This is a genomic window from Streptomyces sp. NPDC046197, from assembly GCF_040646295.1.
Lineage (GTDB): Bacteria > Actinomycetota > Actinomycetes > Streptomycetales > Streptomycetaceae > Streptomyces.
Genome location: NZ_JBEYZY010000013.1, coordinates 189,136 through 209,459, shown reverse-complemented (window position 1 = coordinate 209,459; position 20,324 = coordinate 189,136). Strand labels below are relative to the sequence as shown.

The following is a 20,324-nucleotide window of genomic DNA, read 5'->3' as shown; positions in this document are numbered from 1 at the left end:
CAGCGATCTGCAGCCGGAGCCCGTTCTGCAGCCTTTCTGCCCAGGGGAGGGGGCCGTTGGTTGGGAATCGACGCTCGGTAACTCCTCGGAAATGGTTCGTCTTGAACCGGCTTGGCGTCTTATGGCGGAAGCCGCCGAGTGGAGCAGGTAGGTAGCTCGCTGGGCTCATAACCCAGAGGTCGCGGGTTCAAATCCCGCCTCGGCCACGACGACCGGGCCCGTCGCCTGATGCGGCGGGCCCGAGTTGTTGACTGGCTGTGTCGACCGAGTGTCCGGCATGTGCTGCGCTACTTCAGTTTCAGTCCGATGGCCGCGCATTGGGCAGCGTAGGTGGGGGTGCAGATCTGCTGGACGGTGTAAACACCGTCCGCGATCACTGTGTTCTTGATGTTGTCCTTGGTGAGGCTGACCACGGGCACGTGCATTGCAGGAATGTTCTTCTGCGTTGGGCTGTCGACGTGGTCACGGGTGAGCGCGTCGAATGCGATGTCATGGCCCTGGACCTTGTTCACTGCCATCTGTGCGGCGTAGGTGGCCTCGTCAATGAACGACTTGTACACGGTCATGTACTGCTCGCCGGCGACGATCCGCTGTACGGCGTCCAGGTTCGCGTCCTGCCCGGTCACGGGCGGGATCCTGCTTGCGCCTGCCTCCTTGAGCGCGTCGATGACCGCGCCTGCCATGCCGTCGTTGGCCGCGTAGACGGCGGCGATGTGGTCCAGCCCCACCGACTGGATCGCCTGCTTCATGTGCGCCTTGGCGACCGCGGGCGACCACTTGTCGGTGTCGTACTGCTTGACGATGTCGACCTTGCCCTGGAGCCGGCTGAGCGCGCCCTCCTTGAACTGCGCGGTGTTCGGGTCCGCGGGATCGCCGTTCATCATGACGACTTTGCCGCCCGGTGCCTTCGCGGCGAGCGTCTCGGCGATCGCGCGGCCCTGCACCTGGCCGACGAGCTCGTTGTCGTGAGAGACGTACGCGTCGATCGGACCCTGCGCCAGGCGGTCGTAGGCGATGACCGGTATGCCTGCGTCCTTCGACTTTTGCACGTCCGGCGCGATGCGTTTGGCGTCCACGACATCCACCAGGATGATGTCTGCCTTGTCAGCCACCATCTGCTGGAACTGCCGGCTCTGCTTGGCCGCGCTCGCCTCGGCGTTGGCGTAGAGGACCTTGCCCTTGCCGTGTGTGAGCGAGGCGACCTCCTTGCTGATGACGGGGTGGTCGAACTTCTCGAAGCGCGCCGTGTCCCGGTCGGGCAGGAGCAGCCCCACCGTGATGTCATCGCGCTTCGGGCCTGCGGAGCTGCCGTCCCCGCCGCTCCCACCGATGGCGCCACATGCGGCGAGTGAAAGTGCGGAGGAGGAAACGGCCAGGGCTGTGGCGGTACCGCGCACAGTCGGTCTACGGGTGGTAGGTGTGTTCACGTCAGGGGGGCCTTCCGAACCAGGGAGCAGCGTCGCGACCCGAGTGCCCTAGCCAAGCGGCGAGCAATGTGACACGTCAAGATGTTGTCGTAACAAATTCGCCGTCGATGTGGCCCAGACGCCGCCTGGCCGTGGTGCGTTCCGCGATGCCCTGGCGTGCACGGCTCGCCGGCCTCGCGGTGTGTGTCAACAGGCGATTGCACCGAAGCCGACGGAAGGCCCATGCTCGTGGACCTCACCAACGGAGAGGCACGGTTGGGCACCCTGGACGAACCGCATCCCTGATGGACAACGGTTCTCTCGGTCTCGGCGTGATCCCCTTGACCAGTCAGGGCGTTGACGAGGTGGAGGCCGCGGCCCGCTTGGCCGAGTTCGCCAAGACCGTTGATGTCCCGCTCCAGCCCCCCGGGCTCCTACTCTCTGCGCGAGTTTTGAGAAGCTTTCCGCCGTGCCCGTGGTCAATCCCCGATTCGGCGTCCTGTCCGAGGACTTCGCCGCCTCCCCCTACCGTTACTTCGCGCGGCTGAGGGAGCAGGCCCCGGTGCACTACGAGCCGGCCATCGACAGCTATTTCCTTTCGCGTTACCGGGAGGTGAAGCGGGTGCTGACAGACCATGAGGCATTCACGACCGAAACGCTGCAGGTACGTGCCGAGCCGGTGATGCGCGGGCTGATCCTCGCTCAGATGACCGGGGCCGAGCACACCGCCAAGCGGAAGATTGTCGTCCGCGGCTTCACCGGGCAGGCCCTGCAAGACCAGATACGCGCCATCCATGCCAACGCCGTAGAGCTCATCGCACCCTTCCTTCCCCGTGGACGGATGGACCTCGTCAACGACTTCGGCCGACCCCTCGCCCTCTACGTGACGCTCGACGTGCTCGGCCTGGAGAAGAAGGACTGGCAGCAGGTCGCTGCTTGGCACAGTGGGGTCGTCGAGTTCATCACCAGCTTCATCCTCACCCCCGAACGCCGTCGGCACTGCATGGACTGCGCCGAGCAACTGGAGGCCTACCTCGTCCCCGTCATCGAGAAGCGCCGCCGTGACCCCGGAGTCATAACAGTTCTGGCGAGGTCGGCGGCATCGACAGCTTCGACAACAGCACCTTGACGCTCACCAAGTCCACAGTAAACAAGAACTCCTCAACCAGTGACTCCGGTGGCATCCTTGTCGAACGCACCAATATTTCAGCAACGCTGTATCGTTCCCAAGTTCTCGACAACAGTGCAGGCACCGACGGCGGTGGTATCTACAATCAGGGCAAGACCGAACTGCGTGAGGATTCCGTGGTGAGCGGCAACATCGCCGGAAACTTTGGCAGTGGAATCTACAACGACAGCATCGGCCCTGGGAACCTGACATTGCGCGACTCCACTGTGAAGCACAACACCGCCTACACCGACGGGGGAGGCATCTACAGCCTTGGCGTCGTAACGCTGCACCACTTCGAAGTACGGGACAACCACCCGAACAACTGTGCCCCCGTGCCGATCCCTGGCTGCCAACAGCAGCCATGGCCTGGATGGCCTCCAGCGGACCCTCTTCAGTATTGACCGTTTGGTCCGTCAGGCCGCCATGCTCTTCCTCCAAGTGCTCCCAGCTGTACCGGAGGAGCTGGTCGGCCGAAGTCGGCTCGGCCTGTTTGATGACGGTCAACTCGCCGCGGTCGGGCATGGCCTCGATGTACCACAGGCCGCCCTCCGCGTCAGCGTGGCGGAAGTGGTGCCGCAAGGTGGCGTCCTCATCGAGTGTTCGGAAGTACGCCATGGTCCCTGCTTTGGTGCGCTCCAGGTCAACCACAGGACCATCGATACAGCGGGCGCACGCGGTTGCCCCGTTCTGACATCCGCGAGTGACATCAACGGCGCCGGACGCCGGCACTCCCACGCAGTCCGGTATGGCCGGCGTGGTCGGGGGCCAGGTCAGTGCCGAGCCCCGATCGGACTCCTGATGTAGTGCTCACCACGGGTCTTCCCGTGACGTACGAGCGCCCTCCCGGGCCCCTCTGGGGCCGTGGGAGGGCGCTTCATTGTGAGCATCCTCGACAACTGCCGACGGCTCAGCAGCGGGAGGCTACCGATCAGAAGGAGACGAAGGCGCCGGCCTGGTGGTATTGGCTCGTGGCTCCCAGGGCCTCGCTCTTGGCTGCGTCGACCTGAGCCAGGACGTCCGAGTCACTGACTGCCGTGGGTCCGGCGATGACGCTGGCGTGCGGGCTGAGGCCGCCGGAGACGTTGTCGAGCTCAGCGTCGGAGATCTCATCGGTCTGAACCTGGGGAGCGGAGTTCATGGTGAGACTTCCCTTCGTTTGAATGTTCGGCATGGGGAGCGGCTCATCCGGGGACAAACGGCGAGCCGCGGCTACAGGCGCGCGACGTCCCGTTCCGAAAATCTTCGCGCGACGCCGGCAGCGCAATGGATGTAATCACGGAGCAACGCCGAGCATCCAGTCAAAGGGTGCTGCCACCAGGGCAGCTAGAAGCCTGGTCTACGCATCCGTGCAGAAACGACCACTATTTGAGGGCAGCTTCTCTACAACTTACTTGGGCCCGAGGGTGGCTGGCACCGCCGTAATAGTTCCGAACTTGACGCTCCGTACCAACCGAGCGCGTCCAGCGTGTACTTGTGCAGATCTCGCGACCGGAGTGTTGCGGTTGAGGCATTCGATGTGCAGATTCACGGCGTGGGGGCATTCGGGATGCGCTGCTTGCTCTGTCCCATCGGCGTCAGCAAAGGCCAGAGGCCGCCGGGACACCACGGGTCAGGGAGCGTCCAGGCCGTGCAGACGTTGCAGTACCTGACGGAAGGCGGGTGCGTCGCCCGCCTCTCCGGCGGTGAGAGGGAAGGCCGGGGGTCGGCAGCGGCCGTCACCCTGCGAGGTGGATCCCCGTGGTCAGCCCGCCTCGGGACCGGCCGATGGCGTGGCCGGCCGGTTCGTCGGCCGCGGCCCCTTTTTGCTCGCCGCGGCTGCATGCGTGGGAGCCACGCACGATCGTGGAGACCACCGAGACGGCCCAGTCGAGGTTCTCGTCGGCATCGGCCTGGGCCAGCAACGCGGAGAACCCCCGCGCCCAGGTGCCGCCGATGGCCCATTTCCGCAGCCGGTTGTACACAGCCCGCCAGTTGCCGTAATTCTCGGGGATGGACCCAGTGCGTCACGGGCCACCCCGCCGGTCCGGGAGTAACGGCTCGATCCGCGCCCACTGCGCGTCACTCAACGGGCAGACCCGGACCAAGGACGACTGGTTCGAACGAAACCGCTTAGTGCTCTGACCGGAAACGATCACCGGAGTGGTGTGATGGCCGAGTGTCTACGGCGGTGGATGTCGCGCAGGTCAACTCAAGGTCGTGACACGGCCTGTCAGTTCTCTGGTCTAGGGTCGCCGGCATGGCTGAGCCCTCCTTTCTGACCGCCGTCCGCGAGTCGTACGACACGGTCGCCGCCGATTACGTCGAACGCGTCCCGCCTCCAGCCGAGATGGACCCGCTGTCACGCGCGATGCTGGCGGGGTTCGCCGAACTCGTGCGGACGGCCGGTCTGGGGCCGGTCGCAGACCTGGGATGCGGCCCCGGCCGCGTGACGGCGCACCTGGCCGGGCTGGGAGTGTCCGCCTTCGGCGTCGATCTGTCACCGAAGATGATCGGGCTGGCCCGGCACGCCTATCCGAACCTGCGGTTCACCGAGGGCTCGATGACCGCGCTGGAGATGAGGGACGACGAGCTCGGCGGCATCCTGGCCTGGTACTCCACCCACCACACGCCCCCGCAGTGGCTGCCGGCGGTGTTCGCCGAGTTCCACCGCACGCTCGCCCCCGGCGGCTACCTGCTCTGGGGAGACTATGTCGGCGATGAACGGCTGCAGCCGACCCAGGGCTATGGCCATCCCGTGTCCTACGAGTCGTACCTCCTGCCCCTGAACCGCACGATCGGCCTGCTGGAGCAGGCCGGACTCGTCGTCACCGCGAGGCTGGAGCAGGAGCCTGGCGGACGGGTGAACAGACCGCACGCCTGCCTGCTGGCCCGCAAGCCCGAAAAGCCCTGACGGGGCTTGTTCCTGCGGCGAGGCCGCTCGTGTCAGATCGCCGACGGTCACGGCCCGGCGGTCAGGCCGCGGGGTTGAGAGGGCGGCCGCCGCAGCGGATGCCTTTCTCGCTGCGGATGCGGGCGCGTTCGCGCCGCTGGGCGGCCAGGACGTCGGGGTGGCGTGCGTTCTGGTTGCGTAGCAACCATGGAAGTAGCGCACTCCGTGGGTGCGGTGGAAGGTGGCGGGAGCCGGTCGGGCTTGCCCTGCTTCGCCCAGCAGGCCCCGACGGTCGGGCGGATGCCGAGTGGGCCGAACTCGTCGAAGGCGAAGGTGCGGTCGGGGCACTCGTGGAGGGCGTACTCGGTCCGGTCCAACTTGGCATCCTTGTCCGGGTCGGTGAACTCCTTCCACGTCTTCGTCCGTTGAAAGGTGATCTGGTGTCGGATGAGCAGGCACCGCAGGGCCTCCCGGCCGATGCGTATGCACCGCCCCGGGGCTCTGCGCAGGTAGGCGGCGAGTTTCCGCACCGACCAGCGCGTTGAACGGCAGGCCGAGCAGACTGGGGCGGGTGGTGGCCGTCTGGATGACGAAGTCCTCGTTGTCACGGTCGAGCAGGCGGGAACGGCGTCTCGCCCACCGAGGGTCCAGACGGGCCAGCCGTATCTCGTTGAACTTGTGGACCACATCGCGGACGGTGTCCTCGTCGACGGTGTCCTCGTCGGCCTGCACGAGCCGGGCGATGACCGGGACGCTGTTTCCGCAAGCCGAAGCCAGCACGATCACGGCCGTGCCTCCTGCGCCGCCTGCGCCACCGCCCCCACCCGTGTCAGGGCCTGGACCCGCTCTGCGGACCCCCGGGGCAGCAGGAGTTGCACGGCACCCGATAAGAACCACAGGCGCACGCCTTCGGCAGGGACCGGGTGAACACGTGTGGACAGTCGAGGCCCCTGACGGGCCTGGATAGTGGACACCACCCCGCCTGAGGCTGTGCGCCACGACCTCCAACGCACGCAGCCCGGGCAGACGCCGTCCGTCCCTCGGCAGGCAGCCGTACTCACGGTGCTCACAGCGGCCCAGTTCACCGTCATGCTCGCCACGTCGATCGTGAACGTCGCGCTGCCGCAGATCCGCGCCGGGGTGGGCCTGTCGGACAGTGGCACCACCTGGGTGGTCAACGCCTACGGCCTGGCGTTCGGAGCGCTGCTCCTGGCGGGAGGCCGGGCGGCCGACCTGCTCGGGCGCCGCCGGGTGCTGATCATCGGCCTCGCGCTGTTCGCGGCGGCCACGCTGGCAGCGGGACTGGCCGCCTCCCCCAGCGTGCTGATCGCGGCCCGTGCCTTCAGGGCCTCGGTGCCGCCGCCATCGCCCCGGCCGCGCTCGCCCTGGCCATGGACCTGTTCCCGTCCGGCCCCGGGCGCGCCAGAGCGCTGGGGGTGTGGGGCGCGGTCTCCGGGGCGGGAGGAGCGGGCGGCGTCCTGCGGCCAGTCGAACTCGAGCCCCTTCACCACCTCCGAGGTCAGCGACCGGACACGGCACGTCGCCCGGCACGCGGCCGGTGTGGACGCGGATCCGGCTTACGAGGGCAGGCGATCATTTTCGGCCACCCGCTCCTGGCTGAGACGTTGAAGAGAGGTCGCCGACTGGGTGGGGTTACGCTACGTAATTTCCCTACGTAGTGGCGCACCAGTCAAGATCGCCCTGAGTAGTCAGAATGGCGTGAACGCACTGCGTCTTTTTGTGTACGCCTGGTAAAGTCATTGGGAAGCCTTGGGGAAGGTTTCCAGTCATTTGCGGCTCGTATAGTTGTACGACATTCTTGGAATATGTAAGTCTCGGGGTCCGAGGGGCGAACAAAAAGAGTCAGCGCGAGGAGATCCGGCCAGGCTGTATCGCGGAACGGGGGGCTGAGTGTTGCTGGGTGCTGCGCCATTCGTCATGCCGTCAACTGAATTGACGGCGAAGTTCAGGGACCGCACGATTCCAGGGCAGTATGGGCTTGCCCACCCGGAGGTCGCCTGGTGAGGGCAGGTGTCGACCAGGTACGTGCCCTAATGACTGAGACATGCAGACAGGCCGCGGTGCCGGCGGATTCAGTGGAGCTCGTCGTCGACCACTACCTTCTGGGCGAAATCCAGGGGAAGCGCTCGCACGGCGTGGCGAAATTCTGCTTCGAAGCGCAGTTCTTCAAGGAGCGGCAGGGAGCGCCGCGTATCGTACGCGAGCGTGGCGTGCTCGCCGTCGTGGACGCGCAACGCGAGATCGGGCCGGTCAGTGCGCACTACGCGGTGAATGTTGCGGCCGACCGGGCGCGCAAGCTGGGGGCCGGCATCGTAGGCATGATCAACACGCAGCGCTACGGCGTGCTGTCTCCTTGGACAGAGTACCTGGCCAGGGCAGGTTTCTTGGGGATCGTCATGAACACCTCCCGGGCCGACAGCACGGTCGAGGGGGCCAGAACACCCTTTCTCGGCGTCAATCCGATCAGCTACGCGGTCCCTACGGATGACGAGCCACTTGTTGTAGACATGGCCACAACAAGGGCGCCAATGGGGGTGCTCTGGGAGGCCCGGCGTGCCGCCGCGGAACTGCCGGCCGACAGTTTTGTCGATCTTGACGGAGAATTTACGACCGATCCGCATGCTGCCGCGGCAGCCATGGTTTTCGGTGGCCACAAGGGATTTGCCATCTCATTGCTCGTTCAGATCATGACCGGATCCCTCTTCGGCTTCCCCATGGGTCCTGGCGTCGACTCCACATGGACCACAGGGTATACGTTCATCGCGATCGACCCTTCCTTCGGCGGGGAATGTTCCGAGTTCGCGGGGGACAACTCAAAACTTGTCCAAGTGATGAAAGGCGTCGACGCACGAGATGCGCAGCCTTTTCGTGTGCCAGGAAGCCGGAGCCGGGCGCACCTGCGCACTGTCATCGCTTCGGGGGAATTGGAAATACCTGAATCCGTCTATCGTCGGCTGGAGGCACGAGCTGTCGGCGACTTCGCATCCGACTGACGGTTCTCCGCTATTCATGGGGGCGCGATGACAGCACAACCGACTGTGAAGTTCCATTGGTTTCTCCCTACTGCCAGCGACGGACGGTCACTGGCGGTAGGCACGCACGGTACACATGGCACAGCCGCCGGCGGTGACCACGCACCCGAGGGTGGAGCCGACCGGTTCAGAGCCCCGGACATCACCTACCTCGCACAGGTCGCGCGAGCCGCAGAGCACCAGGGTTTCGACGGGATTCTGACCCCCACTGGAACATGGTGCGAAGACGCATGGCTGGTCACCGCCGCGCTGGCCCGCGAGACCGAGCGCCTCAAGTTCCTGGTCGCCTTCCGGCCCGGGTTCGTCTCGCCCACCCTCTCGGCCCAGATGGCCTCCACGTTCCAGCGGCTCTCGCGGGGCAGGCTCCTGCTGAACGTGGTCACCGGCGGCGAACACGACGAGCAGGTCCGCTTCGGCGACCACCTCGGCAAGGAGCAGCGCTACGCGAGGACCGCCGAGTTCCTCACCGTGCTCCGAGGGGCGTGGAGCGGTACGCCCTTCGACTACGCGGGCGAGTACTACGACGTCCGGGGCGCCACCGTCGCCACACCTCCGAGCCCGGTGCCCGAGATCTACTTCGGAGGTTCGTCCGCAGCCGCAGGACCCGTAGCCGCGCGCCACGTCGACACCTACCTGACGTGGGGGGAACCTCCCGCACAAGTGGCCGAGAAGCTGGCTTGGATGAGGGAACTGGCATCGAAGGAGGGGCGCACCCTCCGTTTCGGAATCCGCTTCCACGTGGTTGCCCGCGACACGTCCGCGGAGGCGTGGGCGGCAGCGGCACGACTGCTGGACCGTCTGGACCCAGTGCATGTGGCCCAAGTGCAGAGTGTGCTGGCGGCGAGCGAGTCCACGGGCCAGGCACGCATGAGTGCTCTGCACAAGACGTTTCGCGACGGTTGGCGTCACGACGACCTCGAGATCTACCCGAACGTCTGGGCCGGTGTGGGCCTGCTGCGGGGCGGAGCGGGCACGGCGCTGGTCGGCAGCCACACGGAGGTGGCCGACCGCATCGAGGAGTACGCGGCCCTGGGTATCGAAGAGTTCATCCTCTCCGGCTTCCCGCATCTGGAGGAGACCTACTGGGTCGGTGAGGGTGTGCTGCCGGAGCTGCGCCGTCGCGGCATCGCACCGACGCCGAACATTGCCGCATGACTGTGCGAACGCAATTCTTGCAAGGGGGGGCGTATGCACGATGAACTCAGAATTCCCAGTTTTTGCGGAAGCGGGTCCAATCTCTTGCTCTCGGTGGTGGATCTCATCCATCAGAGCGTGCCCAAGACCGTCTGGGACATGGAGCGCATCAGGAAGGTCTTCGGCAATCGCACCGTCCCCATGATCCTGGCCGACGGGGACGTGATGGCCTTCGGCCCGTGTCCCGACCGGACGCTGGTGGCCTCCGCGGTGCTCCAGCGCCATGGGATCCAGCCCACCATCGTCTACCACGAGCGAAGGGTTCCGGGCTTCATTCCCTCGACCGCGCACATCGCCATGGAGATGTCCCTGGAGGGGCGCACCTGGATGATGGACTTCGGCAGTCGCGAAACCCGGCTGATCGAGGGGGAGTACTACTTCAACCCCGAGGTCGAGGAGACACTGGCCCTTGAACGCTTCGACCTTCTGGGCATGGACATCGACCTGATGTCGGTCACCCCGAACCAGATCTTCGGAATGGTGGCCACCGAGAACATCGACATGGAACGCAAGTACGACTACTACGAAAAACAGTCGCGTAGATACAGTGGACAGATCCTCGATGACCGTCTGGCCCTCGACAAGAGACACAGCGTCTACTACGAGCTCTGATTCCGTGTCAGCTACGCCGCTCGTGCGCGAAACGAGAGTGAATTGACCGAAGTGGCCTACGAGATCGAGCATCTCGTAAAGATCTACCCACGTCAGACCGAAGCGGCAACCAATGATGTGTCCCTGGACATCCGCGTCGGAGAGGTGTTCGGAATACTGGGGGACAACGGAGCAGGAAAGACCACGCTGGTAAGACAGATGGTGAACCTGCTGCGCTCGACGTCGGGCGAGATCAGGCTCTTCGGCCAGTCGGTGCCCGGGGATCCAATGTTCGTGAGCCGGACCGTCGCCTACATGCCGCAGAGCAGCATGGCGCTCAACCGTCTGAGGGTGAAGGAGGCCATCTACTTCGCCGCGCACCTGCGCGGTATGTCACGCCGGGACGCGGCCCGCGAACGCGACGCCATGATCGAGACGTGGCAACTCGGCCCCGTCCGGGACAAGTCGAGTTCCCGCCTCTCGGGCGGCCAGCAGCGCCTTCTCCAACTGGCCCTGGCCACCGCCGGCCGCCTGCCCGTCGCGGTACTCGACGAGCCGACCAACGACCTGGACCCGGTCAACCGCAAACACGTCTGGGAAGTGCTGCGGAAGTTCAATGCCGAGCACGGTACGACGATCCTCTTCATCACGCACGACGCGATCGAGGCGGAACGTATCGTCCATCGCGTCGGCATCATGCGGAAGGGCAGCTTCCTCGCCATCGGCCAGCCGGCTCAGCTGAAACGGACGCTACTGGACCATATGCGGCTCGAAGTGTGGCTGCCCCCTGGTGAAGTGCCGGCGCTCCCGGCCGACATACCGCAGAACTGGAAAAGCGAGGACCACGTCGTCCTCTCGGTTCCCCGTGACCGTGCGCCCGCGTTGTTGTCCGAGCTGAGGCTGCACGAATCGATCGACTACAGGCTCTACTCGGCGACTCTGGAAGATTTGTATCTGCACTATGCGAATTCAGACTGAACGGCCGGGGCTGGCAGCCCAGTTCGTCGACCTCTGGCTCATGCAACTCTCCAACTGGCGATGGTCCTGGCGTGCCATGATGGTCACGGGAATCATCACCCCTCTCATGACTGTTGCAGCGCTGGGCGCTTTCGCCCGTGGGCGGGGACAGGAGTCTCTCGTCTACGTACTCACGGGCAGCATTCTGCTGTCGCTCATGTTCGAGAACCAGAACAAGGTCGCCCAGAACTTTGCCTACATGAAGGCTATGGGGACTCTGGACTTTCTTGGTACTCTTCCGGTGCGTCGCTATATGGTCATCCTGGCCACGGTTTTGGCGTTCTTCACGCTTTCCGCGCCGGCACTCCTGATGACTCTGATCCTCGGATCACTGATTCTCGGCGTTCACCTCTCGGTGAGTTGGCTGGTCGTCCTCGTCATCCCGCTCTGCGTGCTGTCCCTCGCGGGTATCGGCGCGGTCATCGGGATCGTGACGAGAAGCCAGGAAGAGGCGAGCTCACTCACCCTGCTGGTCACGATGATTTTGCTGTTCTTCGGGCCGGTGATCATCCCTGCCAATCGCCTTCCGGGGTGGCTGGTGACCATCAGTCATGTGAGTCCGACCACGTATGCGGCATCGGCGATACGGCAAGTGCTCGTCGGACCGGTGACCGGGCGCATCTGGCTCGACCTGCTCGTCCTGGTGGCGCTCACCGCAATCACCCTCTGGTTCTCTGGTTCGCGCATGCAATGGAAGGCCAACTAGAAGACCGCCTACAGGAGGACACGATGTCCGAAACACAGACACTCGATGGTGTCTCAGCATCCACACGACTCGCCTGGAGCGTGCTGTTCGGCGGAGACTCGCTCCGCGACGTCGACCAGGAACTCCTCCGCTCGCTGCAGAACGACCCCGAGACATGGGGGCGCCTGATCCTCGACACCTGGGCGACGTTCACCGCTCTGGGCGGCCGGAGGGTGCCCGCGGGCCTCCGCGAGGCGCGGGCCGACTCACCATCGGTGAGTGCCACGGTCACGCGGATCGACCCCCGGCAGGAGGAAGCGAAGGAATCCCGTGAGGGGGGCATGGCGAGCCTCGACGCGCCGCCGTCCTCCGCGGACGGGACCGAGATCGCCGCGCCCAGGCTTCCGGAGCTTCCGGGGCGAGCGGAGAACCCTGCCGAGGCACCTGTCACCGCGCCGCCGCCGGCTCCCCAGCCGGAGCACCGGGCGGTGCCGGCCCCCACCGGGACGGTGAAGCCGCTCGACTTCTTCGACCCCGACGAGGAGGACGAGTCGGAACCGGTGCGCCGGACGGTCACCGTCGACGAGGTCAAGGGCCGCCTGGTGGAACTGATAGCCGAAGTCAGCGGTTATCCCGCCGATGTCTTCGAAGACCACCTCGACCTCGAGGTCGACCTCGGTATCGACTCCATCAAACAGGTGGAGACGCTCGCCAAGGTCCGCGAGGAGTACGGCCTGACCATGGACGAGGACTTCCTCATGCGCGACTATGCCACGATCGGGAAGATGGCCGATTACATCGTGGGTCGCCTGGCAAAGGAGACCTGAGGCCGTGCGAGAGGACTTGCCCGGATACACCGGCAAGGTGGCGCTGGTCGTTGGCAGCAGCCGTGGCCTCGGGCGGCAAGTGGCCGAGCTGATGGCCGACCAGGGCGCGAGGGTCATCGTCAACTCCGCCTCGACCGCGGTGGACGGCAAGAACGTCGCGCGCACCATCAGGAAGAACGGCGGCCAGGCCCACTACGTCTGCGCCGACGTCGCCAGTGAGGAACAGGTCGCCGCCATGGCCGACCTGATCGGGGAGAAGTTCGGCCGGCTGGACATCGTGGTCCACTGCGCAGCCGGCGGCTCGGAGGCCCGTGTCATGGATGCCACCCTCCCCATGTTCGAGCGGACCTTCGGCGTCAACTCCTACTCCCTGGTCACCCTGGCCCGGCACCTGTCCCCGCTGATGCCCGCAGGCTCACGGGTCGTGTACATGAGCAGCATGGGTGCGATCCGGGCATCGCACGGCTACGGAGTGGTGGGTGCCGCCAAGGCGGCCAGCGAGGCCCTGGTGCGCTCGCTCGCCCTCGAACTCGCGCCGCTGGGCATCACCGTGAACGGAGTGCGCACCACGGCGTTCCCGAGTCTGTCGCTGCGCTACTTCTCCAGCAGCCGTGACTGGCTCGACATGTGCGCACGCGAGTCCCCACTGGGCCCACCACCGGTGGAGAAGGTGGCGGAAACCATCCTTCTGCTCTGTTCGCAGGCCGCGGGCTACATCACCGGACAGGTGCTCAACGTGGACGGCGGCTGGCTGACCTCAGTACTGCGCGGCAAGGGCGCCGGCGCCGACGTGGGTCCCATTCCGCACTGAATCGACCGTCAACGCCCCGGCCTGGGAGTGGAAAGCATGGAATTCGAACCGGTCGCCGTTGTGGCTGCGGAGTGCAGACTGCCGGGCGCATCCAACCTGCAGGAATTCTTCCGGAACAATCAAGAGGGGACCTGCTCGATCAGTGAGGCGGTAGACGCCTTCTGGGACGGATGCGAGGTCTACGACAAGAACGACGGGGGGCACCTCAACACCTCGTACACCAACCTCGGCGGGTTCCTCGACCCCTGGGAACTGGACCGCAGCGCCTTTCGCATCGCGCCACGCGTCATCGAGCGGATGGACCCGGTCCACGCCCTGGGCCTGGATATGGCGCACCGCGTCATCGATCAGGCCGAGCGGAGCGGACCCTTGGCCCGGGAAGAGACGGCGGTGATCGTCGCCAATGTCGCGGGCGGTTCGACCAGCCGGATCAACGCGAACATGAAGGTACAGTCCGAACGCTGGGCCGCGGCGCTGCGCCGCCGAGAGCCAGGCCTCGCCGACGTGCTGGACGAGCACCAGAAGAACGAGCGCGTGCGGCACCCCGACAAACGCGAGGACCTCGCTCTCAACGGGGAGTCCGGCACGATCGGTGGACGCATCGCCAACTACTTCGACCTGCGGGGGACCCACTACGGCATCGACGCGGCGTGCGGCAGCTCGCTCGCAGCGGTGCACTCCGCCTGCATGGGGCTGCATCAGCTGGAGTTCGACGCCGCCTTGGTGACCGCCGTGGGGATCCTCACCCCGGACATCTTCGTCGTGAACAGCGCCGCGCGGACCCTCAGCAAGGACGGCAGCTTTCCCTTCGGTGCCGCCGCCAACGGCCTGGTACCGGGCGAGGGCGGAGTGGGCCTCTTGCTGATGCGGCTGGCGGACGCCCGGCAGCAGGGGCGCCCGGTGCTCGCCGTGATCCGCAACATCGGCTACAGCACCAACGGCCGGACCACATCGACCTGGTCTCCTTCCGCCCAGGCGGAAGAGTGTGCGATCCGCAGGGCCTTCGACGGCATGCCCTTCGGCATGGGGGACGTCGACTACGTGGAGGCGCACGGCACCTCGACCCGCGCCGGAGACGGAGCCGAGTTCGATGCGATGCTGCGCACCTACGGCTCGGTGACACGCTCGAGCCCCCTGCCGTTCGGCTCCGTCAAGAGTCTCATCGGTCACACGGTGGAGAGCGCCGGCCTCGTCGGCATGCTGCGCGGACTCTTCCTCTTCGAAACCGGTGCCCTCCCCCCAACGGTGAACGTCGACGACATACGCCCGGAGATCGTCGAGGCCGTGGACCGCCTGCGGCTCCAGCGGACGAGCGGGGCCCTCGCCCCGGCCGCGGGCCGACCGCGCCGCGTGGGGGTGAGCGCCTTCGGATACGGAGGCATCAACTACCACCTCCTGCTCGAGCAGCCCGGACCCGAGGGCGCCACCACGAGCCGGAGCCGCCCGCCGCTGCGACGAGACCGCACTCCCATCGCCATCGTCGGCCTGGAGGCAGTTCAGCCCGACGCCGCGGACGCGGCCGCATTCTGGCGCAATCTGCGGGAGGGGCTGGCCAGTCGGCAGGACCTGCGTGTCCGGGTGCCCGGCCGCGACCTGGACCTGGAGGACGCGGGCCTGCGACGCCAGGCCGACTACCTGCAAAACGCGGCGCTCGTCGACGTACCCGGCACCGTGGACAACGCCCGGTTCCGCATCCTGCCCAACCAGGTACCGGGCCTCACCGACGAATTCCTCGTTCTGCTGTCCTGCGCGGCCAACCTGGCGAGCGCGGTCGAACGTGCCACCGCATCCGTCGATCCGACCCGGGCCGGCTGCATCGTGGGTCAACTCCCCGACTCGGACCGTGAATTTGAGCTGATGCAGTCGCTGCGGTTCATGCCCTGGCTGCGCCGACTGCGCAGACTCGCCCGGGCCCGCGGGGTCGAGACCCCGTGGACCGCGCTCCGTGACGAGCTGTGGAACGACCCCACGCTCGAGCTCCACACCGTGAACCAGGACACCTCGGTCGCCGGTTTCGGCTCCACCCTGCCTTCGACCCTGGCCAGCGCCTTCGACCTGCGCGGCAAGAGCTATGCGGTGCGCGCCGCCTGCGCGACCGGACTTGCCGCCCTGTCCCTGGCGGTGCAGGAACTGCGCCAGCGCACCCTGGACTTCGTACTGTGCGGGGCCGTGGGCATGGGGGTGGGCCTGGTCAACCACACGGCGCTGGCCGCGATCCGGGCCCTGAGTGCGAACGGTGTGGGACGCCCGTACGACGAAGAGGGCGACGGCTTCATCATGGGAGGCGGCGCAGGACTGCTCTGTCTCAAGCGGCTGCCCGACGCGGAACGCGACGGAGACCAAGTCCTCGCGCTCGTGCGCGAGGTGCGCGGCGGTAGCGACGGAAAGGGTCGCAGCCTGCTGGCGCCCAGCACCGAGGGGCGGCGGTTCACCATGGAACGCACGTACCGCGACTCCGGGTTGGCGCCCTCCGGCATCAACTATGTCGAAGGCCACGGAGCCGCTACCGCTTTGGGCGACCGGTCCGAGGTCGAGGCCCTGTCATCCGTCCTCGGCAACCAGGAGACGGTCTTCCTCGGCAGCGCGAAGGGAAACGTCGGTCACCAGAAGGGCGCCTCCGGCATGACCTCGGTGATCAAGACTGTGCTCTGCCTCCTTCGCCGTGAACTCGTGCCGACGCCGGGGTACCAGAACCCGCATCCAGCCCTCGAACTGGAGCAGCGGCGGTTCGAGGTGCTGACCGGGACACGGCCCTGGCCCGCCCCGCAGGACGGTGCCCCGCGCCGTGCGGCCGTGAACGCCTTCGGCCTCGGCGGCATCAACTACCACGCCGTGCTGGAGGAGTACGCGCCCACCGTGACCGAGCGGCCCGCGGCGACACGGACCGCGCCGCGCGAGGCGAGCCCGGAGCAGACCTTCGGGATCTGGACCGCCCCCAGCCGCACGGATCTGGACCGCGCCCTGGCCGCCTTCGCCGAGCACGGCGAAGCTCCGCCGCCGCCCGACCCGGGCCACACCTACCGCGTGGTGGTCGACGGGAGCGCAGGCCCTGACACGGCCAAGGCGTTGCGCGACAAGGTCCGCAGGTACCTCGCCACCGGCCCGGACAAGCTCACCCCCGGACAGTGGGACGCCATGGGGGTGTTCACCGGGCGGACGGATCTTCCGTCCGGCGGCGTCTGCCGGCTCTATCCCGGCCAGGGCAGCCAGTACCCCGGGATGCTGAGAGAAACGGCCACCGCGATCGACGGCGCGGAGGACAAGGTACGGACCGCAGCCGATGTGCTCGCGACAGAGATACCGGGAATACTCGACGACTTCTGGCGTGGGGACCCCGCAGCCGGCGAGCGATGGCTGTCCCGTACGGAGAACTGCCAGGTCGCCACGCTCGTGGTGAGTGCCGCCCTGGGCGACTGGCTCGACGGCCTCGGCGTGCCCGCCGACTTCCATCTGGGGCACAGCTTCGGAGAGGTCTCCGCGCTGACGGCCGCCGGCGCGATTCCGTTCGCCGATGCGCTACGCACGGCTCACCGCCGCGGCACCATCGCTGCCCAGGGGCGTGGCGGACCGGGGCAGGGCATGGCCGTGCTGTTCACGTCTGCCGCGGAGGCGACTCGTCTGATCGGCGCGGACGAGAACGACGTAGTCATCGCCAACCGAAACAGCCGCCGCCAAGTCGTCCTCGCCGGACACGCCGAAGCCGTCGGACGGGTACTCGAGCGTGCGACCGCCGACGGGGTAGAGGCGCGGGTGCTGCCCATCGAGCGTGCGTTCCACTCGCCGCTGCTGCGGGACGCCGTACCCGACTACCGTGCGTTTCTCGACTCGGTGCCCCTCACCACACCTTCGGTACCGGTGTACGAGACGCTCACCTCACGGCCGTATCCACGGGACGCGGAGCCCGGACGGATCCGGCAGAGCCTCGCCGACCAGTTCGTGCTCCCCGTGTACTTCGAAACCATGGTCCAGGACGCGTACGACCGTGGAGCGCGCGTCTTCGTGGAGGTCGGCCCGAAGCGGGCGTTGTCGTCCCTCGTGGGTGAGTGTCTCGGCGCGTCGGCTGACGTTCGCACCGTCACCCTGATGCACCCCCAGGGGGGCGAACTGGCGCAGGTGCGCCGTGCCGCCGCCCAGCTCTGGGCCATCGGCCTGACGGACGTTCCACCGGTCCACGACGTGACTGCCCGAAAGGCCACGACATGCTCGGACTGATCCCCATCGCCACACCCGTCACCCTGCGTGAGGTGAGGCACGAACTGGCCGACCGGCGCGTGCTTGTGATCGGCGACGGAGACGGCCTCGCCGGCGAGACGCTGGCCCGGCTCAGTGCGGCCGGAGCCCACACCGAGGTGGTGACGGTGCGTGAGACCGTACGCCCCTACGCTTCGCACCACCACGGGCCGTTGCTCGCAGCGGAGCAGCTGTCGGAGCGCCTGACCTCGGGGCCGCTCCCGGACTGGGTCTTCTTCCTGCCGGGATTCACCGCTCGGGCCCGCCCCGCCCAGGGTTTCCGCCCGGAAGAAGGGCTCTACGCGAGCGGGATGACACGGACGCTGTTTCACACGCTGTCCCCGCTCGGGCGGCGCTGGTCGGAGAAAGGCTCAGGCGGCTTCGCCGTGGTCACCCGCGCGGACGGCAGGTTCGGACAGTCCGGTGCCCGCCCCGGTGACCCGCTCGCCGGACTGCTGCACGGCACGGTACGCGCACTGCATTCCGAACTTCCGGTGATCCGCACCGTGGCACTGGACATCGGCGCGTCGGTGTCCCCCGCCGCCGTCGCCGACCGGTTGCTCGACCTCGTGTCGGACCTCTCACACGGACACGTCGAGAGGGGGCTTGCGGGAAACCAGGCGTACGCCACCACGCTCGTGCCCGCCTTCGAGCAGCCCGCCGACATCCCGGGTGCCGCAGGCCGGTTGCCGCTGGAACGCGGTGACACGGTCCTCGCCACCGGCGGCGGCCGCGGAGTGACCGCTCGTGTCGTACGCATGATGGCCGAGGAGGTGCCGTGCCGCTACCTGCTGCTGGGCACCACCGAACTGGTCAATGTCAGGGCGGCGCTCGGAGTGGGAGACCGCGACGAACTCCTGCGCATGTCCGCGGAGGAGCTCGACGAACACAAACGGCGCCAGTTCGCGGCGATGCGCCGTGACGATCCGACACTGCTGCCTCCAGCGTTCGAACGCCACTGGGCCCGCATCAGCAACTCACTGGAAGTCCTGCGCACCGTGACCCATCTGCGTGACCTGGGCGCCCGCGCCGAATACAGGTGCCTGGACGTCACCGACGGGCACGCCACTCGCCGCTTCGCCGAGGAACTGGTCAGGACCACCGGGCCGGTGCAGGCACTGCTGCACGGGGCCGGGGTGGAGACGAGCCGGAACCTGTGCGGGAAGACCCGGGACTCATGGGAACGGACCGTCGCGGTCAAGACCGCCGGTCTCTACAACCTGAGTCCGGTCCTCGGCGACGAGACCCGGCTGATCATGCTCTTCGGCTCGGCAGCGGGAACGTACGGCAATCCCGGTCAGATCGACTATGCCGGGGCGAGCGAGTTCCTCACCACCGCGGCGTACCGCCTGGCCGCCGACTACCCGGCAGCCCGCGTGCGTTCGGTGGCTTGGCCTGCGTGGGCCGAGGTGGGGATGGCGGTCCGGCCTTCCTCCCGGGCCGCCCTGGAGCAGCGCGACGTCCGGTTCATGGAGGTGTCCGAAGGACTCGACTGGGCCGGTGCCCTGCTGCGCAGCCCGAGCCGGGTCCCGACATGTGTGAGCCTCGGGTACGAGGACATGCCGCCGGAAGCCACCACCACCCGCGACACCGGACCGTGGGGCTCCGCTCGCGCGAACCGGGGACACCTGGTGGACCTGTGCTACGAGACGGGTCCCGGACGCTGGGAGGCCCGGTGGACCTACCAGCCGGAACTGGACGCGGCCCTGGCCGATCACCAGGTGGACCGCAACGTCCGTGTGCCCTTCGCCCTCTTCATCGAGCTGGTGTGCCAGACCGCCTCCGCCTGCCTCGGCGACCTCGGAGGATTCACCCTGCGCACCCTGCGCATGCACCAGCCGCTGACCCTGGCACCCGATCGCCCCAGGGAGCTGCGGGCCCTGATCGCGCGCACGGCGGACGGCATCCTGCGAGTCCGAGTGGAAAGTTCACCCATCCGTCCCGACCACAGCTGGGTGCCCGTCACGCTCCAGCACATGACCGCTGAGATCGAACCCCTGACCGGGCAGAAACCGGCACCACGGATCGATGTCCTGCTCGACGGGTCGGAGCCGGTCCCCCTGACCGACCTGGCAGAACGGTTCGCCGCCAACGGGATCGTCTACGGACCGGCCTTCCGCGAGATCGTCTCCTGCCGGCGTTCCGGCCCGCTCCACCTGGCCGAGCTGCGCTCCGGAGCGGGCTGGGACGGGGACGTGCGCGGGCGGGCCTTCTTCGACGTCGGCCTGCTCGATCTGGCGCTCCAGACACTCGTCTTCCACCCGGGGGCCCGCCACGGAGGACTTCCCACGGCGGTGGAGGAACTGGTCGTACACACCGAGCTCGGCAGCAGCCGCTTCGAGGGCTGGGCCGTGGTGGACACAGGCGATCAGAACCTGAGCGTGACCCTGGCCGACTCCGCCGGGCGAGTCATGGCCCGGATCCGCAACCTCGAACTGACCGGGCGCGAGTCGTAGGGCAAGGAAGGCGA

Annotated in this window: 15 protein-coding genes, 1 tRNA gene and 2 pseudogenes; 14 read left to right on the top strand and 4 right to left on the bottom strand. The window is 67.1% G+C overall.

The features are described from left to right. Window positions 1-132: 132 nt before the first annotated feature. Window positions 133-206, top strand: a tRNA-Met gene (locus tag AB0A61_RS20580). An 81-nt stretch (window positions 207-287) separates the two neighbouring features. On the opposite strand, the gene AB0A61_RS20575 is transcribed toward AB0A61_RS20580, so the two are convergent. Then, the gene (locus AB0A61_RS20575) at window positions 288-1,397 is read right to left on the bottom strand and encodes a substrate-binding domain-containing protein (RefSeq protein WP_361293764.1); all 1,110 of its coding nucleotides are present in this window, start codon (window positions 1,395-1,397) and stop codon (window positions 288-290) included. Window positions 1,398-1,875: 478 nt separating this feature from the next. On the opposite strand from AB0A61_RS20575, the gene AB0A61_RS20570 reads away from it, so the two are divergent. Continuing rightward, window positions 1,876-2,535 (top strand): hypothetical protein, encoded by a 660-nt coding sequence (locus AB0A61_RS20570; RefSeq protein ID WP_361293761.1) that lies wholly within the window; start codon window positions 1,876-1,878, stop codon window positions 2,533-2,535. Further along, a complete protein-coding gene (locus AB0A61_RS20565; RefSeq protein ID WP_361293758.1) occupies window positions 2,532-2,978 on the top strand; it encodes a hypothetical protein in 447 nt (148 codons plus the stop codon). Before AB0A61_RS20570 ends, AB0A61_RS20565 begins: the two co-directional genes overlap by 4 nt. 527 nt (window positions 2,979-3,505) lie before the next feature. On the opposite strand, the gene AB0A61_RS20560 is transcribed toward AB0A61_RS20565, so the two are convergent. Both AB0A61_RS20560 and AB0A61_RS20555 read right to left on the bottom strand, forming a co-directional pair. After that, window positions 3,506-3,715, bottom strand: coding sequence for a hypothetical protein (locus AB0A61_RS20560; protein WP_361293755.1), 210 nt, complete (start codon window positions 3,713-3,715; stop codon window positions 3,506-3,508). 577 nt (window positions 3,716-4,292) lie between these two features. Continuing rightward, entirely contained in the window at window positions 4,293-4,538 is a 246-nt protein-coding gene (locus AB0A61_RS20555; protein ID WP_361293752.1) for a hypothetical protein, read from the bottom strand. A gap of 275 nt (window positions 4,539-4,813) precedes the next feature. Here AB0A61_RS20555 and AB0A61_RS20550 point away from each other — a divergent pair, with 275 nt between their 5' ends. Next, window positions 4,814-5,467, top strand: a complete 654-nt coding sequence (locus tag AB0A61_RS20550; RefSeq protein WP_361293749.1) for a class I SAM-dependent methyltransferase — start codon at window positions 4,814-4,816, stop codon at window positions 5,465-5,467. Between the two features lie 61 nt (window positions 5,468-5,528). Here AB0A61_RS20550 and AB0A61_RS20545 read toward each other — a convergent pair. Further along, window positions 5,529-6,235 (bottom strand): annotated as a pseudogene (locus tag AB0A61_RS20545) (helix-turn-helix domain-containing protein); the annotation flags it as partial. Window positions 6,236-6,535: 300 nt separating this feature from the next. On the opposite strand from AB0A61_RS20545, the pseudogene AB0A61_RS20540 reads away from it, so the two are divergent. From AB0A61_RS20540 to AB0A61_RS20495, 10 genes and pseudogenes are all read left to right on the top strand, one after another. After that, window positions 6,536-6,927: pseudogene (locus AB0A61_RS20540) on the top strand (MFS transporter); the annotation flags it as partial. 540 nt (window positions 6,928-7,467) lie between these two features. Continuing rightward, window positions 7,468-8,460 (top strand): Ldh family oxidoreductase, encoded by a 993-nt coding sequence (locus tag AB0A61_RS20535; protein WP_361293746.1) that lies wholly within the window; start codon window positions 7,468-7,470, stop codon window positions 8,458-8,460. A 27-nt stretch (window positions 8,461-8,487) separates the two neighbouring features. After that, window positions 8,488-9,654 carry an LLM class flavin-dependent oxidoreductase gene (locus AB0A61_RS20530; protein WP_361293743.1) on the top strand — a complete coding sequence of 389 codons (1,167 nt, stop codon included), beginning with the start codon at window positions 8,488-8,490 and terminating at the stop codon, window positions 9,652-9,654. 117 nt (window positions 9,655-9,771) lie between these two features. Then, entirely contained in the window at window positions 9,772-10,305 is a 534-nt protein-coding gene (locus tag AB0A61_RS20525; RefSeq protein ID WP_361293740.1) for a hypothetical protein, read from the top strand. A gap of 51 nt (window positions 10,306-10,356) precedes the next feature. Further along, window positions 10,357-11,262 (top strand): ABC transporter ATP-binding protein, encoded by a 906-nt coding sequence (locus AB0A61_RS20520; protein ID WP_361293824.1) that lies wholly within the window; start codon window positions 10,357-10,359, stop codon window positions 11,260-11,262. After that, a complete protein-coding gene (locus tag AB0A61_RS20515; protein ID WP_361293737.1) occupies window positions 11,246-12,007 on the top strand; it encodes an ABC transporter permease in 762 nt (253 codons plus the stop codon). Before AB0A61_RS20520 ends, AB0A61_RS20515 begins: the two co-directional genes overlap by 17 nt. 23 nt (window positions 12,008-12,030) lie before the next feature. Next, on the top strand, window positions 12,031-12,813 hold the full coding sequence (locus AB0A61_RS20510; RefSeq protein ID WP_361293734.1) for a phosphopantetheine-binding protein: 783 nt from the start codon (window positions 12,031-12,033) through the stop codon (window positions 12,811-12,813). A 4-nt stretch (window positions 12,814-12,817) separates the two neighbouring features. Then, the gene (locus tag AB0A61_RS20505) at window positions 12,818-13,624 is read left to right on the top strand and encodes an SDR family oxidoreductase (RefSeq protein ID WP_361293732.1); all 807 of its coding nucleotides are present in this window, start codon (window positions 12,818-12,820) and stop codon (window positions 13,622-13,624) included. Between the two features lie 36 nt (window positions 13,625-13,660). Continuing rightward, entirely contained in the window at window positions 13,661-17,836 is a 4,176-nt protein-coding gene (locus tag AB0A61_RS20500; protein WP_361293730.1) for a beta-ketoacyl synthase N-terminal-like domain-containing protein, read from the top strand. Continuing rightward, window positions 17,824-20,310, top strand: coding sequence for an SDR family NAD(P)-dependent oxidoreductase (locus tag AB0A61_RS20495; protein ID WP_361293727.1), 2,487 nt, complete (start codon window positions 17,824-17,826; stop codon window positions 20,308-20,310). The genes AB0A61_RS20500 and AB0A61_RS20495 overlap by 13 nt, the downstream gene beginning before the upstream one ends. Window positions 20,311-20,324 lie beyond the last annotated feature (14 nt).